The organism is Pseudomonas sp. Eqa60 (assembly GCF_018326405.1).
Taxonomy (GTDB): domain Bacteria; phylum Pseudomonadota; class Gammaproteobacteria; order Pseudomonadales; family Pseudomonadaceae; genus Aquipseudomonas; species Aquipseudomonas protegens.
Genome location: NZ_AP024342.1, coordinates 5236248 through 5251403, shown reverse-complemented (window position 1 = coordinate 5251403; position 15156 = coordinate 5236248). Strand labels below are relative to the sequence as shown.

Genomic DNA, 15156 nt, shown 5'->3' with positions numbered 1-15156 from the left:
CTTACAATCCCTCCATCGCTCGCCAGTTTCAGGCGGGTGTTCCTCTTCAGGAGACTCCGATGTCCGTTGAGCAAGCTCCGGTGCAACGCGCCGATTTCGACCAGGTGATGGTTCCCAACTACGCACCTGCGGCCTTCATTCCTGTGCGTGGCGCGGGGTCCCGAGTATGGGATCAGTCGGGTCGGGAACTGATCGACTTCGCCGGCGGCATCGCGGTCAACGTACTGGGCCACGCCCATCCGGCCCTGGTAGGCGCACTGACCGAGCAAGCGGGCAAACTGTGGCATGTGTCCAACGTCTTCACCAACGAGCCGGCCCTGCGCCTGGCCCACAAGCTGATCGACGCCACCTTCGCCGAGCGCGTGTTCTTCTGCAACTCCGGCGCAGAAGCCAACGAGGCCGCCTTCAAGCTGGCCCGTCGCGTGGCTCACGATCGTTTCGGCGCCGAGAAGTACGAAATCATCGCCGCCCTGAACAGCTTCCACGGTCGTACCCTGTTCACCGTGAACGTGGGTGGCCAGTCCAAGTACTCCGATGGCTTCGGTCCGAAGATCACCGGCATCACCCATGTGCCGTACAACGATCTGGCCGCCCTGAAAGCCGCGGTTTCCGACAAGACCTGCGCCGTGGTGCTGGAGCCGATCCAGGGCGAGGGCGGCGTGCTGCCGGCCGAGCTGGCCTACCTGCAAGGCGCCCGCGAGCTGTGCGACCAGCACAACGCGCTGCTGGTGTTCGACGAAGTGCAGACCGGCATGGGCCGCAGCGGCGAGCTGTTCGCCTATCAGCATTACGGCGTGACCCCGGACATCCTCACCAGCGCCAAGAGCCTGGGCGGCGGTTTCCCGATCGCGGCGATGCTGACCACCGAAGCGCTGGCCAAGCACCTGGTAGTCGGCACCCACGGCACCACCTACGGCGGCAATCCGCTGGCGTGTGCGGTGGCCGAGGCGGTGATCGACGTGATCAACACCCCACAGGTGCTCAATGGTGTGAAAGCCAAGCACGACCGCTTCAAGACCCGTCTGTTGCAGATCGGTGAGAAGTACGGCCTGTTCACTGAAGTCCGCGGCCTGGGCCTGTTGCTCGGCTGCGTGCTCAGCGAGGCTTGGAAGGGCAAGGCCAAGGACGTGTTCAACGCGGCCGAGAAAGAAGGCCTGATGATCCTGCAAGCCGGCCCTGACGTGGTGCGCTTCGCGCCGAGCCTGGTGGTCGAGGATGCCGATATCGACCAGGGCCTGGACCGCTTCGAGCGCGCCGTGGCGAAATTGACTCAAGCCTGATCCAGGGCGGCGGTGCTTCTCGGCGCCGGCCTTTGCGGCCGGCGTCGAGCCTAATTCCTGTGCCGGGCTATCCCGGCATTTTTTTCCCTGAGTCGGACGGTTTCCGACCTGTTTTAGAGTAAGGAGTGACACCATGCTGGTGATGCGCCCCGCGCAAATGGCTGATCTGGGCGAGGTACAGCGTCTGGCTGCAGACAGCCCGATTGGTGTCACCTCCTTGCCGGATGATGTGGATCGCCTGAGCGACAAGATCGCCGCAAGCGAGGCTTCGTTCGCCGCTGAAGTGAGCTTCAACGGTGAAGAGAGCTACTTCTTCGTCCTGGAAGACACCGACAGCGGCAAGCTGGTGGGCTGCTCGGCGATTGTCGCCTCGGCCGGCTACTCCGAGCCGTTCTACAGCTTTCGCAACGAAACCTTCGTCCACGCTTCCCGCGAGCTGAAGATCCACAACAAGATCCACGTCCTGTCCCAGTGCCACGACCTCACCGGCAACAGCCTGCTGACCAGTTTCTACGTGGTACCGGAGCTGGTGGGCTCGGCCTGGTCGGAGCTCAACTCCCGCGGCCGCCTGTTGTTTGTCGCCAGCCACCCGGAGCGCTTCGCCGATTCGGTGGTGACCGAGATCGTCGGCTACAGCGATGAGCATGGCGACTCGCCGTTCTGGGATGCCATCGGGCGCAACTTCTTCGACCTCAACTACGCCGAGGCCGAGCGCCTGTGCGGCCTGAAAAGCCGGACCTTCCTCGCCGAGCTGATGCCCCATTACCCGATCTACGTGCCGCTGCTGCCGGATGCGGCCCAGGAAGCCATGGGCCAGGTGCACCCGCGGGCACAGATCACCTTCGACATCCTGATGCGCGAAGGTTTTGAAACCGATCACTACATCGACATCTTCGACGGTGGCCCGACCTTGCATGCGCGGGTCTCGGGTATCCGCTCGATTGCCCAGAGCCGCGTGGTGCCGGTGAAGATCGGTGAAGCAGCCAAGGGCGGCGGCCGCCAGTACCTGGTCTCCAACGGCCAGTTGCAGGATTACCGCGCCGTGTTGCTGGAGCTGGATTACGCCCCGGGCAAACCGGTGACCCTGGACCTGCAAGCCGCCGAAGCCCTGGGCGTCGGCGAAGGCGCCAGCGTGCGCCTGGTGGCGGTTTAACGCCTGCTTTCACTACCTGGAAAGCAAGCCTAGAAGCAGCGAGTTTCGCGCAGGCCGCCAGCGGCCTGCGTCTGAGGAGATAGCATGATCGTTCGTCCCGTACGCAGCAGCGATTTACCCGCGCTGATCGACCTGGCCCGCAGCACCGGCACTGGCCTCACCACCTTGCCGGCCAACGAAGAGCGCCTGACCCACCGGGTCGGCTGGGCGGAAAAGACCTTTCGCGGTGAAGCCGAGCGCGGCGATGCGGACTACCTGTTCGTGCTGGAAGACGACAACGGCCGGGTGGTGGGCATTTCCGCCATCGCCGGCGCCGTCGGCCTGCGCGAGCCCTGGTACAACTTCCGGGTGGGCCTGACGGTCAGCGCCTCCCAGGAGCTGAACATCTACCGCGAGATCCCCACGCTGTTCCTGGCCAATGACCTGACCGGCAACTCCGAGCTGTGCTCGCTGTTCCTGCATGCCGATTACCGCACCGGCCTCAACGGCCGCATGCTGGCCAAGGCGCGGATGCTGTTCATCGCCGAGTTCCCGCAGCTGTTCGGCAACAAGATCATTGCCGAGATGAGGGGCATGTCCGACGAGAATGGCCGCTCGCCGTTCTGGGAAAGCCTGGGCCGGCACTTCTTCAAGATGGAGTTCAGCCAGGCCGACTACCTGACCGGCGTCGGCAACAAGGCCTTCATCGCCGAGCTGATGCCCAAGTTCCCGCTCTATACCTGTTTCCTGTCCGAAGATGCGCGCAACGTCATCGCCAAGGTCCACACCGACACCGAGCCGGCGCTGGCCATGCTCAAGAGCGAGGGCTTCAGCTACCAGGGCTATGTCGACATCTTCGACGCCGGCCCGGCGGTGGAGTGCGAGACCAGCAAGATCCGCGCAGTGCGTGACAGCCAGGCGCTGGTGCTGGCCATCGGCACCCCGGGCGACGACGCCACGCCGTTCCTGATCCACAACCGCAAGCGCGAGGACTGCCGCATCACCGCGGCGCCGGCGCGCTTTGCCGCCGGCACCCTGGTGGTCGATCCCCTGACCGCCAAGCGCCTGCAACTCAACGCCGGCGACCAGGTCCGCGCGGTTCCGCTGTCTGCTTCTCGGGAGTCGAAATAATGAGCACGCTGTACATTGCCGGCCAATGGCTGGCCGGTCAGGGCGAGGCCTTCACCTCGGTCAATCCGGTGACCCAGGCGGTCATCTGGTCGGGTAACGGTGCCACTGCCGCACAAGTGGAGAGCGCCGTGCAGGCTGCCCGCCAGGCGTTTCCGGCCTGGGCCAAGCGTTCCCTGGAAGAGCGCATCAGCGTGCTCGAAGCCTTTGCCGCCAGCCTGAAGAGCCGTGCCGACGAACTGGCCCGCTGCATTGGCGAGGAAACCGGCAAGCCGCTGTGGGAAGCTGCCACCGAAGTCACCAGCATGGTCAACAAGATCGCCATCTCGGTGCAGAGCTACCGCGAGCGTACCGGCGAGAAGAGCGGCCCGCTGGGCGACGCCACCGCCGTGCTGCGGCACAAGCCCCACGGTGTGGTAGCGGTGTTCGGCCCCTACAACTTCCCTGGCCACCTGCCTAACGGGCACATCGTTCCCGCTTTGCTGGCCGGTAACAGCGTGCTGTTCAAACCCAGCGAGCTGACGCCAAAAGTCGCCGAGCTGACGGTGCAGTGCTGGATCGAAGCCGGCCTGCCGGCCGGTGTGCTGAACCTGCTGCAAGGCGCTCGGGAAACCGGCATCGCCCTGGCGGCCAATCCGGGTATCGATGGGTTGTTCTTCACCGGTTCCAGCCGTACCGGCAATCACCTGCACCAGCAGTTCGCCGGGCGCCCGGACAAGATCCTGGCCCTGGAAATGGGCGGCAACAACCCCCTGGTGGTGGAGCAGGTCGCCGACCTGGACGCTGCGGTGTACACCATCATCCAGTCGGCCTTTATCTCGGCTGGCCAGCGTTGCACCTGCGCGCGGCGCTTGCTGGTGCCGCAAGGCGCCTGGGGTGACACGTTGCTGGCGCGCCTGGTGGCGGTCAGCGCAACCATCGAGGTCGGCGCGTTTGACCAGCAGCCTGCGCCGTTCATGGGCTCGGTGATCTCCCTGGGCGCCGCCCGCGCACTGATGGATGCGCAGCAGCAGCTGTTGGCCAACGGCGCCGTAGCCTTGCTGGAAATGACCCAGCCCCAGGCCCAGGCCGCCTTGCTGACCCCTGGCATCCTGGACGTTAGCGCCGTGGCCGAGCGCCCTGATGAGGAGCTGTTCGGGCCGTTGCTGCAAGTGATCCGCTACGCTGATTTCGATGACGCGATCGCCGAGGCCAACAACACTCAGTACGGCCTGGCGGCCGGTCTGTTGTCGGACTCCGCCGAGCGCTACCAGCAGTTCTGGCTGGAAAGTCGAGCAGGTATCGTCAACTGGAACAAGCAGTTGACCGGCGCCGCCAGCAGCGCGCCATTCGGTGGCGTGGGGGCCTCGGGCAACCATCGGGCCAGTGCCTATTACGCGGCGGACTACTGCGCGTACCCGGTGGCTTCCCTGGAAACCCCGAGCCTGGTGCTGCCGAGCGCGTTGACGCCGGGTGTGCGCCTGTCCTGATTGGCGTGGCCTTTTCGCCGGCAACCCGGCTCCTGCAGATCTGTGCAGGAGCCGACTTGCCGGCGAACGAGCGCACCGCGTTCGCCATGTGTAGATATCGATTGCCTATAACAAACAGATTCGTGGAGCCTCGCTGATGAAATCCTATGAAGTCAATTTTGACGGGCTAGTGGGGCCGACCCATAACTACGGCGGCCTGTCCTACGGCAACGTTGCCTCCCAGAGCAACAGCCAGCAGGGCTCCAATCCCAGGGAAGCGGCGCTGCAAGGCCTGGCGAAAATGAAAGCGCTGATGGAAATGGGCTTTCAGCAAGGCGTGCTCGCCCCGCAAGAGCGCCCGGACGTGGCCGCCCTGCGCAACCTGGGTTTTGCCGGAACAGACGCCCAAGTCATCCAGCAGGCCGCCAAGCAGGCGATGCCATTGCTGGTCGCCAGTTGCTCGGCATCGAGCATGTGGGTGGCCAACGCCGCCACGGTCAGCCCCAGTGCCGACACCGCCGATGGCCGTGTGCACTTCACTGCCGCCAACCTCAACTGCAAATACCACCGCAGCATCGAGCACCCCACCACCAGTCGCGTGCTGGGGGCCATGTTCGCTGACCAGAAGCACTTCGCCCATCACGCGGCCCTGCCGGCGGTAGCGCAGTTCGGCGACGAAGGCGCCGCCAACCACACGCGCTTCTGCCGTGACTATGGCCAGGCCGGCGTGGAGTTCTTCGTCTTCGGTCGCAGTGCTTTCGATACTCGCTACCCGGCACCGCAGAAGTACCCGGCGCGCCAGACCCTGGAAGCTTCCCAGGCCGTCGCCAGGTTGCATGGCCTGAGCGAGGAAGGGGTGGTCTATGCCCAGCAGAACCCTTCGGTGATCGACCAGGGCGTGTTCCACAACGACGTGATCGCGGTGGGCAATGGCGAGGTGTTGTTCTATCACGAGGACGCCTTCCTCGAGACCGATAAGATGCTCGCCGAGTTGCAGGGCAAGCTGGGCAAGCGCGGCGGCAACTTCCAGTCGATCTGCGTGCCGCGTTCGCAGGTGACGGTGGAAGATGCCGTGCGCTCCTACCTGTTCAACAGCCAGTTGCTGTCACGCGCCGACGGCTCGATGCTGCTGATCGTGCCCGAGGAATGCCGCGGCAACGAGCGGGTCTGGCAGTACCTGCAAAGCCTCACCAGCTCTGGCGGGCTGATTCGTGAAGTGAAGGTCTTCGACCTCAAGCAGAGCATGCAGAACGGCGGTGGCCCGGCGTGCCTGCGCTTGCGCGTAGCGCTCAAGGAAACCGAACTGGCGGCGGTCAATCCTGGGGTTATCATGACCGCGCCGTTGTACGACACCCTGACCCAATGGGTCGGCAAGCACTATCGCGACCGCCTGAGCGAAAGCGACCTGGCGGACCCGCAACTGCTGCTTGAGTGCCGGACGGCACTGGATGAACTGACGCAAATCCTTAAACTGGGCGCGGTTTATCCCTTCCAGATCAATTGAAAGCCAGCGCCCGGCGATCCCGGGCGCGCAGCTTTACCCCAGATGAGAACCGACCCATGAGCGATACCCTGCAGCTGATCCTTGAAGACACCGACGGCACTCAGCTGGAAACGTCCTGCACCCGTTTCGCCGTGCTGTGGCAGGGCAAGGAAGTGTGGATCCAGCAGGACGGCCGCGGCCAGCTGCTGATCGGCGTGGATGTGGAAGAAGGCGATGCGGAATACGCCAGCCTGCTGCTGCGCCCACTGGCGACCAACCTGGTCAGCCTGCAACTGGAAATGGAGCCGGCCGATGCCGGTGACGATGATCACGTGCATGGCCCTGACTGCGGCCACGCCCACTAAGGAAGTCCGCTCTATGCTCGCCCTCGGCAAACTGCTTGAACTGACCCTCGCCGGCCGTGAACCGGCGGAGAAGACTCAACTGACTGTCGACGGCGTGCGCATGCGCTGGCTGAGCGAGGGGGCGCTGGAAGTGCGGCCGCCCGAGGCTCGCGATAACGGCCTGGACCTGCTGCTGTCAGCGGGAATCCATGGCAACGAGACGGCTCCCATCGAGCTGCTCGACCGCTTGTTGCATGACATCGCCCGGGGCGATCTGAAGCCCCGCGCACGTATCCTGTTCCTGTTCGGCAACCCCGAGGCCATGCGCCGCGGCGAGCGTTTTGTCGAACAGGACGTCAACCGGCTGTTCAATGGCCGGCATGAATCGAGCAGTGGTTTCGAAGCCCTGCGCGCTTGTGAACTGGAGCGATTGGCGGCGAGCTTCTTCAGCCAGCCCGATCGCCAGCGCCTGCACTACGACCTGCACACGGCAATCCGCGGCTCGAAGATCGAGCAGTTTGCCCTGTACCCATGGAAGGACGGGCGTCAGCATTCACGCCGTGAGCTGGCCCGCCTGCGGGCTGCCGGTATGGAAGCGGTGCTGTTGCAGAACAAGCCTTCCATCGTCTTCAGTGCCTACACCTACGATCAGCTGGGGGCCGAGTCCTTCACCCTGGAGTTGGGCAAGGCACGGCCATTCGGGCAGAACCAGGGGGTCAATGTCGAACTCCTGGAAACCCGGCTCAAGCAGATCATCGACGGTAGCGAACCACCTGCGGAGCAGGACAGCCTCGACGGGTTGCAGTTGTTCAGCGTGGCTCGGGAAGTCATCAAGCACAGCGACAGCTTCCACCTGCATCTGCCGGCAGACATCGAGAACTTTTCCGAACTGGAAGTGGGTTACCTGCTGGCCGAGGATATCGCCCAGACCCGCTGGGTCATCGAGGAGACGGGGGCACGGATCATTTTTCCCAATCCCAAGGTGAAGAACGGCTTGCGCGCAGGGATTCTGATTGTGCCGGCCACGGCCGACGGCCTGGCCTGAGGTTCGCCGGCAAGCCGGGCCCCCGCAGGAGCCGGCTTGCCGGCGATACCGCTACCGCTTAAACCGCTACCGCACGCTGCTCGTTACGGCGCAGGGCGCGGACCTTCTGCAGGGTGTCGGCACAGGTTCTCGCCGCTTCCTGGCCTTTGTGCACGAAGTGCTCGAAGAAGAACTTCTGATGCTCTTCACCCGCATGGAAATGATGCGGGGTCAGCACCACCGAAAAGACAGGCACTTCGGTTTCCAGTTGCACTTGCATCAGGCCGCTGATGACCGACTGGGCGACGAACTCGTGACGGTAGATGCCACCGTCCACCACCAGGCCGGCAGCAACGATCCCGGTATAACGACCGGATTTGGCCAGCAGTTTGGCGTGCAGCGGGATTTCGAAGGCGCCGCCGACTTCGAAGAAGTCGATATCGGATTCCTGATAGCCCTGGGCGAGCATTTCAGTGACGAAGCCCTGACGGCTCTGATCGACGATTTCCTTGTGCCAGCAGGCCTGGATAAAGGCGACGCGCTCGTTGGGGTGGTGTTTGCTTTTGCTATCGATTGCAGTGGGTTGCATCTGTTCTGACTCCTGTTTGTGTGAAAAACAGGGCATATATGAATCGAATGGGATTTAAGGGTGCGCGCAGAACGGTCGTGGATTTCCCACGAACTGCCCGGCAACGGCCCTTTGGCGCCAATCCCGTTCTCTCTTCATCCGGACTATGACCGTCGGCCCCGGAATCACACCGGGTCTGCTGACCTTGTCGTCACCTGTGGCCAAGCCACCGGTCTCGCCAAGCGCTCGCGGGCTATGCGCATTGCACGCAATTACCGCCGGTGGGGAATTGCACCCCGCCCTGAGAACGTTTGCCCGCAATTTTTCGCGGGCGGTGAGTTTTTAACACAGATCCTCGCGAGACGCATCGCACCTTTTGGATAATTCTCATCGGATTTTTCAACGCCAGACTCAGGCTTTTCTACAGTTGTTGCTTGATTATTGCCGGCCATGGCCGCAGTTTCGTTTCGAAAGGGAGTTCCCCCTGTTCAAGAGCGGACCTTGCAGGTCCCACAGCCGAGGCCAGATGTGATGAGCGTGATCGATCTTCGTAGTGACACCGTGACCCAGCCGACCCCTGGCATGCTCGATGCCATGGCCAGTGCGCCCACCGGGGATGATGTGTACGGCGAAGATCCGACAGTCAATCGGTTGGAAGGTGAATTGGCGCGGCGCCTGGGTTTTGCTGCGGCGCTGTTCGTGCCCTCGGGCACCATGAGCAACCTGCTGGCCTTGATGGCTCACTGTGAGCGGGGCGACGAGTACATCGTCGGGCAACAGGCCCATACCTATAAATATGAAGGCGGGGGCGCGGCGGTACTCGGCTCTATCCAGCCCCAGCCACTGGAATTGCAGGCTGACGGTTCGCTGGACCTTGTCCAGGTGGCTGCGGCCATCAAGCCCGATGACTTTCATTTTGCCCGCACCCGCCTGCTGGCCCTGGAAAACACCATGCAGGGCAAGGTGCTGCCCTTGGCCTACCTGGCACAGGCGCGGGCCTTTACCCGGGAACACGGGCTGGCCCTGCATCTGGATGGCGCGCGGCTGTACAACGCAGCGGTCAAGCTGGGGGTGGATGCACGGGTGATTGCCGAGCATTTCGATTCGGTGTCGGTGTGCCTGTCCAAAGGTCTAGGTGCGCCGGTGGGCTCGGTGCTGTGTGGCTCGGTGGAACTGATCGCCAAGGCCCGGCGCCTGCGCAAGATGGTCGGTGGCGGCATGCGCCAGGCAGGCGGTTTGGCGGCAGCGGGGCTGTATGCCCTGGACCATCAGGTACAGCGTCTGGCCGACGACCACGCCCATGCACAATTGCTGGCCGATGGCCTGCGGCGGGTGGGCTACAGTGTCGAGCCGGTGCAGACCAACATGGTGTATGTAGAGATGGGGGATCGGGCCGAGGCGCTCAAGGCGTTCGCCGCCGAGCGCGGGATCAAGCTCAGCGCCGCATCACGGTTGCGTCTGGTCACTCATCTGGACGTCAGCGCCGGGCAAATCGAGCACGTGCTGAGCACTTTTGCCGAGTTTTCCCGTAACTGACAGTGTTCTCCGTCCAATTGACTGTTTGTATCGTACAAACACGCTGTACCTAGTGATTAACGCCGATATAATGCGGCCCTTTGCCGTCGTTTCGTCTGTTGACGTTGCGCACAGGCCTTTGGCCGCAGTCTCCGTGGAAGAACCTAATGAAAAGCGCAGAAATCCGTGAAGCCTTCCTCCGCTTCTTCGAAGAGCAAGGCCACACCCGTGTAGCCTCCAGCTCCTTGATCCCAGGCAACGACCCCACCCTGCTGTTCACCAACGCGGGGATGAACCAGTTCAAGGATTGCTTCCTGGGGCAGGAAAAGCGCGCCTATACCCGCGCTGTCAGCAGCCAGAAGTGCGTCCGCGCCGGCGGCAAGCACAACGACCTGGAAAACGTCGGTTATACCGCTCGTCACCACACCTTCTTCGAAATGCTGGGCAACTTCAGCTTCGGTGACTACTTCAAGCGTGATGCGATCACCTTCGCCTGGACCTTCCTGACCTCCGACAAGTGGCTCAACCTGCCCAAGGAAAAGCTCTGGGTCACGGTGTATGCCACCGACGACGAGGCCTACGACATCTGGACCAAGGAAGTCGGCGTACCCGCCGAGCGCATGGTGCGTATCGGCGACAACAAGGGCGCGCCTTACGCTTCCGACAACTTCTGGACCATGGGCGATACTGGCCCGTGCGGCCCTTGCACCGAGATTTTCTACGATCACGGCGCCGATATCTGGGGCGGCCCGCCCGGCTCGCCTGAAGAGGACGGCGACCGTTACATCGAAATCTGGAACAACGTGTTCATGCAGTTCAACCGCACCGCCGATGGCGTGTTGCACCCGCTGCCCGCGCCGTCGGTGGACACCGGCATGGGCCTGGAGCGGATCAGCGCGGTGCTGCAGCACGTGCACTCGAACTATGAGATCGACCTGTTCCAGAGCTTGCTGGATGCGGCAGCCAAGGCCATCGGCTGCACCAACGATGCCCAGGCTTCGCTAAAAGTGGTGGCGGACCATATTCGTTCCTGCGGCTTCCTGATTGCCGACGGCGTACTGCCCTCCAACGAAGGCCGTGGCTATGTGCTACGCCGGATCATTCGCCGCGCTTGCCGTCACGGCAACAAACTGGGCGCCAAGGGCAGCTTCTTCTATCAGATCGTTGCCGCCCTGGTTGCCGAGATGGGCGAAGCCTTCCCGGAGCTGAAGTCCCAGCAGGCGCACATCGAGCGTGTGCTCAAAGCCGAAGAAGAGCAGTTCGCCAAGACCCTGGAGCAGGGCTTGAAGATCCTCGAGCAGGACCTGGCCGAGCTCAAGGGCTCGGTGGTGCCGGGCGACGTGGTGTTCAAGCTGTACGACACCTACGGTTTCCCGATGGACCTGACTGGCGATATCGCCCGCGAGCGCAACCTGACTCTCGACGAGGAAGGCTTCGAGCGCGAAATGGAAGCCCAGCGTGTGCGTGCCCGCTCCGCCAGTTCTTTCGGCATGGACTACAACAGCCTGGTCAAGGTCGACGTGGCCACCGAGTTCACCGGTTACCACGCCACCAGCGGTTCGGCGAAAGTGGTTGCTCTTTATAAGGAAGGGCAATCGGTCGACGTGCTGAGCGAAGGCGAAGAGGGTGTGGTGGTTCTTGACCAGACTCCGTTCTATGCCGAATCCGGCGGCCAGATCGGTGACTGCGGTTATCTTCAGGCTGGCAACGCGCGTTTCGACGTGCGCGACACCACCAAGACCGGCGGTGCCTTCCTGCACCATGGCGTGCTGGCCAAGGGTAGCCTGACTGTTGGTGCGCCGGTTGAAACCCAGGTCGACGCGCAAGTGCGCCACGCGACCTCGCTGAACCACTCGGCCACCCACTTGCTGCACGCTGCGCTGCGCCAGGTATTGGGCGAACACGTACAGCAGAAGGGCTCGCTGGTGGACAGCCAGCGCCTGCGTTTCGACTTCAGCCACTTCGAGGCGATCAAGCCCGAGCAGATCAAGGCGCTGGAAGACATCGTCAACGCCGAGATTCGCAAGAACACCCCGGTGGAAACCGAAGAAACTGATATCGATACCGCCAAGAAGAAGGGCGCCATGGCGCTGTTCGGCGAGAAGTACGGCGACAGCGTGCGCGTACTGAGCATGGGCGGCGACTTCTCGGTAGAGCTGTGTGGCGGTATCCACGCCAATCGTACCGGCGATATCGGCTTGCTGAAAATCACCAGCGAAGGCGGTGTGGCTTCCGGCGTGCGTCGTATCGAGGCAGTGACTGGTGCTGCGGCCCTGGCGTACCTGAATGCGGCGGAAGAACAACTCAAGGAAGCGGCGACCCTGGTCAAGGGCAGCCGCGACAACCTGATCGACAAGCTGTCAGCAGTGCTGGAACGCAACCGCTTGCTGGAGAAGCAACTCGAGCAGTTGCAGGCCAAGGCTGCAAGCGCCGCGGGCGATGATCTGTCCGCTCAGGCGGCAGACGTCAAGGGCGTGAAAGTGCTGGCTGCGCGTCTTGACGGCCAGGACGGCAAGGCGCTGCTGGCGCTGGTGGATCAGTTGAAAAACAAACTCGGCCGCGCAGTGATCCTGCTCGGCAGTGTCCATGAGGAAAAGGTCGTACTGGTTGCCGGTGTAACCAAGGACCTGACTGGCCAACTCAAAGCCGGTGATTTGATGAAGCAAGCCGCTGCGGCAGTGGGCGGGAAGGGCGGTGGTCGTCCAGACATGGCGCAGGGCGGCGGTGTTGATGCCGCTGCACTGGATGCCGCGCTGGCCCTGACCGTGCCATTTGTCGAGCAGGGTATTTAAGGCGCCGAGCCGGGCCCGTCGTCTAGTGGCGGGTCCTTGCGCTGTGCAGTTTGATTGTTTAACGGGCGCCCCTTTACGGGCTGAGGCGGCTTAGAAAATGGCTTTGATCGTACAGAAATTTGGAGGCACCTCGGTCGGCTCTGTCGAGCGGATCGAGCAGGTCGCCGACAAGGTGAAGAAGTTCCGCGAAGCCGGCGATGACCTGGTGATCGTGCTGTCGGCGATGAGTGGCGAAACCAACCGCCTGATCGATCTGGCCAAGCAGATCAGTGGCGAAGCCAAACCGGTTCCCCGTGAGCTGGATGTGATCGTCTCCACCGGCGAGCAAGTGACTATCGCGTTGCTGGCCATGGCGTTGATCAAGCGCGGTGTTCCGGCGGTGTCCTATACCGGTAACCAGGTGCGCATCCTCACCGACAGCGCTCACAATAAAGCGCGAATCCTGCAGATTGATGATCAGAAGATTCGTGGCGATCTGAAAGCCGGTCGTGTGGTAGTGGTTGCCGGTTTCCAGGGCGTTGACGAGCACGGCAACATCACCACCCTGGGTCGTGGTGGTTCCGACACCACCGGTGTGGCGCTGGCGGCGGCTCTGAAGGCCGATGAGTGCCAGATCTATACCGATGTGGACGGCGTCTACACCACCGATCCGCGGGTTGTGCCCAAGGCTCAGCGCCTGGACAAGATCACCTTCGAAGAGATGCTGGAAATGGCCAGTCTCGGTTCCAAGGTGCTGCAGATCCGTGCGGTCGAGTTTGCTGGCAAGTACAACGTTCCGCTGCGCGTTCTGCACAGCTTTCAGGAGGGTCCGGGCACCCTCATTACTATTGATGAAGAGGAATCCATGGAACAGCCGATCATTTCCGGCATCGCTTTCAACCGCGATGAAGCCAAGCTGACTATCCGTGGCGTGCCAGACAACCCTGGCGTGGCCTTCAAGATCCTTGGCCCGATCAGCGCGGCGAACATTGAAGTCGACATGATCGTGCAGAACGTTTCGCACGATAACACCACCGACTTCACCTTCACCGTGCACCGCAATGACTACCTGGCGGCCCAGACCGTGCTGGAAAACACCGCACGTGAAATCGGTGCCCGCGAAGTGGTAGGCGACACAGACATCGCCAAGGTATCGATCGTTGGTGTCGGCATGCGCTCCCACGCGGGCGTTGCCAGCCGCATGTTCGAGGCCCTGGCTAAAGAGAGCATCAACATCCAGATGATCTCCACTTCTGAAATCAAGGTTTCGGTGGTGATCGAGGAGAAGTACCTGGAGTTGGCGGTACGTGCGCTGCATACCGCTTTCGAGCTCGACGCTCCGGCCCGACAGGGCGAGTGATGCGTGTTTGAAAGGGCGCGGTCTGACCGCGCCCTTTGTGTTTTTGATCGGCACGGGAGAAAACTGTTCTTTTGCCCGTGCTAGTCAATACTTAGGCGTGTAGGACTGCAGCCGACCCGGTTGTAGGCCAACACCCTTTTTTTTGCAGACTGTAGTCCCTGAAAATGTAATGCGTGAGGAGAAAGGTATGCTGATTCTGACTCGTCGGTGCGCAGAAAGCCTGATCATTGGTGATGGCGAGATCACTGTGACCGTGCTCGGCGTCAAAGGTAATCAAGTGCGTATTGGTGTCAACGCCCCCAAAGAAGTGGCGGTTCACCGTGAGGAAATTTACCTGCGGATTAAGAAAGAGAAGGACGAAGAACCAAGCCATTAATTTTTATCGTTTTTTTTGTTTGCAAACGGGGAGAAAGCTGGTTAATATACGCCCCGTGTTGCGGAGAGCTGGCCGAGTGGCCGAAGGCGCTCCCCTGCTAAGGGAGTACACCTCAAAAGGGTGTCGGGGGTTCGAATCCCCCGTTCTCCGCCATTATTTGCTTAGTACGTTGTAATCTGGCTTCTTCTGTAAGTTGTTGAAATTACTAGAAAAAGTGCTTTACAAAAAGATTTAACGGCCTATAATGCGCGGCAACAAATGCACTCGTAGCTCAGCTGGATAGAGTACTCGGCTACGAACCGAGCGGTCACAGGTTCGAATCCTGTCGAGTGCACCATTTAAGAGTTAGTTACAGTTATGTAGTTAACTTGGCTTCAACCAGTTGTGGTCTGGTCTAAAAACACAAAATGCACTCGTAGCTCAGCTGGATAGAGTACTCGGCTACGAACCGAGCGGTCACAGGTTCGAATCCTGTCGAGTGCACCATACATCAGGAAGCCCGCATCGAAAGATGCGGGCTTTTTGCTTTCTGCCTTTTTTATCCTCCTTTATCTCTTTTGCCCTCCTGGGCTGGAACGGCTTTGCCCGGCGGAAGTCGAATGCAATGCCTGTGAGCCTGTCTCTCCGACTTTTTTCCTGTGCTGTGTGTTTTCTTTTTCTGTCGAGGCGTCGCAGTCTCATAGATTCGGACGTTGCTCAGCTTTATGCCGCAAGCGCTTGTTCTTGC

The 15156-nt window shown here is 61.7% G+C and carries 12 protein-coding genes, 3 tRNA genes and 1 riboswitch; of the genes, 14 read left to right on the top strand and 1 reads right to left on the bottom strand.

Annotation, left to right across the window (positions count from 1 at the left end):
* The first annotated feature begins 59 nt into the window (after nucleotides 1-59).
* From KI242_RS23570 to astE, 7 genes are all read left to right on the top strand, one after another.
* On the top strand, nucleotides 60-1280 hold the full coding sequence (locus tag KI242_RS23570; RefSeq protein WP_011062771.1) for an aspartate aminotransferase family protein: 1221 nt from the start codon (nucleotides 60-62) through the stop codon (nucleotides 1278-1280).
* 133 nt (nucleotides 1281-1413) lie between these two features.
* Entirely contained in the window at nucleotides 1414-2433 is a 1020-nt protein-coding gene (aruF, locus tag KI242_RS23565) for an arginine/ornithine succinyltransferase subunit alpha (RefSeq protein ID WP_011062770.1), read from the top strand.
* Between the two features lie 84 nt (nucleotides 2434-2517).
* Nucleotides 2518-3543: an arginine N-succinyltransferase gene (gene astA / locus KI242_RS23560; protein WP_015636679.1), complete on the top strand. Its 1026-nt coding sequence runs from the start codon at nucleotides 2518-2520 to the stop codon at nucleotides 3541-3543.
* Nucleotides 3540-5009, top strand: a complete 1470-nt coding sequence (astD, locus tag KI242_RS23555; protein WP_172621772.1) for a succinylglutamate-semialdehyde dehydrogenase — start codon at nucleotides 3540-3542, stop codon at nucleotides 5007-5009. Before astA ends, astD begins: the two co-directional genes overlap by 4 nt.
* 136 nt (nucleotides 5010-5145) lie before the next feature.
* On the top strand, nucleotides 5146-6492 hold the full coding sequence (gene astB / locus KI242_RS23550; protein ID WP_011062767.1) for an N-succinylarginine dihydrolase: 1347 nt from the start codon (nucleotides 5146-5148) through the stop codon (nucleotides 6490-6492).
* A 56-nt stretch (nucleotides 6493-6548) separates the two neighbouring features.
* Entirely contained in the window at nucleotides 6549-6836 is a 288-nt protein-coding gene (locus tag KI242_RS23545) for a hypothetical protein (RefSeq protein WP_011062766.1), read from the top strand.
* Nucleotides 6837-6849: 13 nt separating this feature from the next.
* Entirely contained in the window at nucleotides 6850-7860 is a 1011-nt protein-coding gene (gene astE / locus KI242_RS23540; protein ID WP_212805600.1) for a succinylglutamate desuccinylase, read from the top strand.
* A gap of 58 nt (nucleotides 7861-7918) precedes the next feature.
* Here the strand turns inward: astE and KI242_RS23535 are convergent, their stop codons facing one another.
* Complete coding sequence (locus KI242_RS23535) at nucleotides 7919-8428, bottom strand: 6,7-dimethyl-8-ribityllumazine synthase (protein ID WP_011062764.1); 510 nt, start codon at nucleotides 8426-8428, stop codon at nucleotides 7919-7921.
* 121 nt (nucleotides 8429-8549) lie between these two features.
* Nucleotides 8550-8720: riboswitch (FMN riboswitch) on the bottom strand.
* A gap of 218 nt (nucleotides 8721-8938) precedes the next feature.
* On the opposite strand from KI242_RS23535, the gene ltaE reads away from it, so the two are divergent.
* From ltaE to KI242_RS23500, 7 genes are all read left to right on the top strand, one after another.
* Nucleotides 8939-9943, top strand: a complete 1005-nt coding sequence (gene ltaE, locus KI242_RS23530; protein WP_011062763.1) for a low-specificity L-threonine aldolase — start codon at nucleotides 8939-8941, stop codon at nucleotides 9941-9943.
* Between the two features lie 146 nt (nucleotides 9944-10089).
* Nucleotides 10090-12714 (top strand): alanine--tRNA ligase, encoded by a 2625-nt coding sequence (alaS, locus tag KI242_RS23525; protein WP_019093136.1) that lies wholly within the window; start codon nucleotides 10090-10092, stop codon nucleotides 12712-12714.
* Nucleotides 12715-12811: 97 nt separating this feature from the next.
* Entirely contained in the window at nucleotides 12812-14053 is a 1242-nt protein-coding gene (locus KI242_RS23520; RefSeq protein WP_011062761.1) for an aspartate kinase, read from the top strand.
* Between the two features lie 187 nt (nucleotides 14054-14240).
* Complete coding sequence (csrA, locus tag KI242_RS23515) at nucleotides 14241-14429, top strand: carbon storage regulator CsrA (RefSeq protein ID WP_002554426.1); 189 nt, start codon at nucleotides 14241-14243, stop codon at nucleotides 14427-14429.
* Nucleotides 14430-14491: 62 nt separating this feature from the next.
* Nucleotides 14492-14582 (top strand) — tRNA-Ser (locus KI242_RS23510).
* Nucleotides 14583-14689: 107 nt separating this feature from the next.
* Nucleotides 14690-14766, top strand: a tRNA-Arg gene (locus tag KI242_RS23505).
* Between the two features lie 72 nt (nucleotides 14767-14838).
* Nucleotides 14839-14915: transfer RNA gene (locus KI242_RS23500), tRNA-Arg, on the top strand.
* Nucleotides 14916-15156 lie beyond the last annotated feature (241 nt).

Bases quoted from the DNA above. Each gene is read 5' to 3' on its own strand.
- astB (WP_011062767.1), top strand. From the start codon at position 5,146: ATGAAATCCTATGAAGTCAATTTTGACGGGCTAGTGGGGCCGACCCAT.
- aruF (WP_011062770.1), top strand. From the start codon at position 1,414: ATGCTGGTGATGCGCCCCGCGCAAATGGCTGATCTGGGCGAGGTACAG.
- KI242_RS23535 (WP_011062764.1), bottom strand. From the start codon at position 8,428: ATGCAACCCACTGCAATCGATAGCAAAAGCAAACACCACCCCAACGAG.
- KI242_RS23520 (WP_011062761.1), top strand. From the start codon at position 12,812: ATGGCTTTGATCGTACAGAAATTTGGAGGCACCTCGGTCGGCTCTGTC.
- astE (WP_212805600.1), top strand. From the start codon at position 6,850: ATGCTCGCCCTCGGCAAACTGCTTGAACTGACCCTCGCCGGCCGTGAA.
- astA (WP_015636679.1), top strand. From the start codon at position 2,518: ATGATCGTTCGTCCCGTACGCAGCAGCGATTTACCCGCGCTGATCGAC.
- ltaE (WP_011062763.1), top strand. From the start codon at position 8,939: ATGAGCGTGATCGATCTTCGTAGTGACACCGTGACCCAGCCGACCCCT.
- csrA (WP_002554426.1), top strand. From the start codon at position 14,241: ATGCTGATTCTGACTCGTCGGTGCGCAGAAAGCCTGATCATTGGTGAT.
- KI242_RS23545 (WP_011062766.1), top strand. From the start codon at position 6,549: ATGAGCGATACCCTGCAGCTGATCCTTGAAGACACCGACGGCACTCAG.
- alaS (WP_019093136.1), top strand. From the start codon at position 10,090: ATGAAAAGCGCAGAAATCCGTGAAGCCTTCCTCCGCTTCTTCGAAGAG.
- KI242_RS23570 (WP_011062771.1), top strand. From the start codon at position 60: ATGTCCGTTGAGCAAGCTCCGGTGCAACGCGCCGATTTCGACCAGGTG.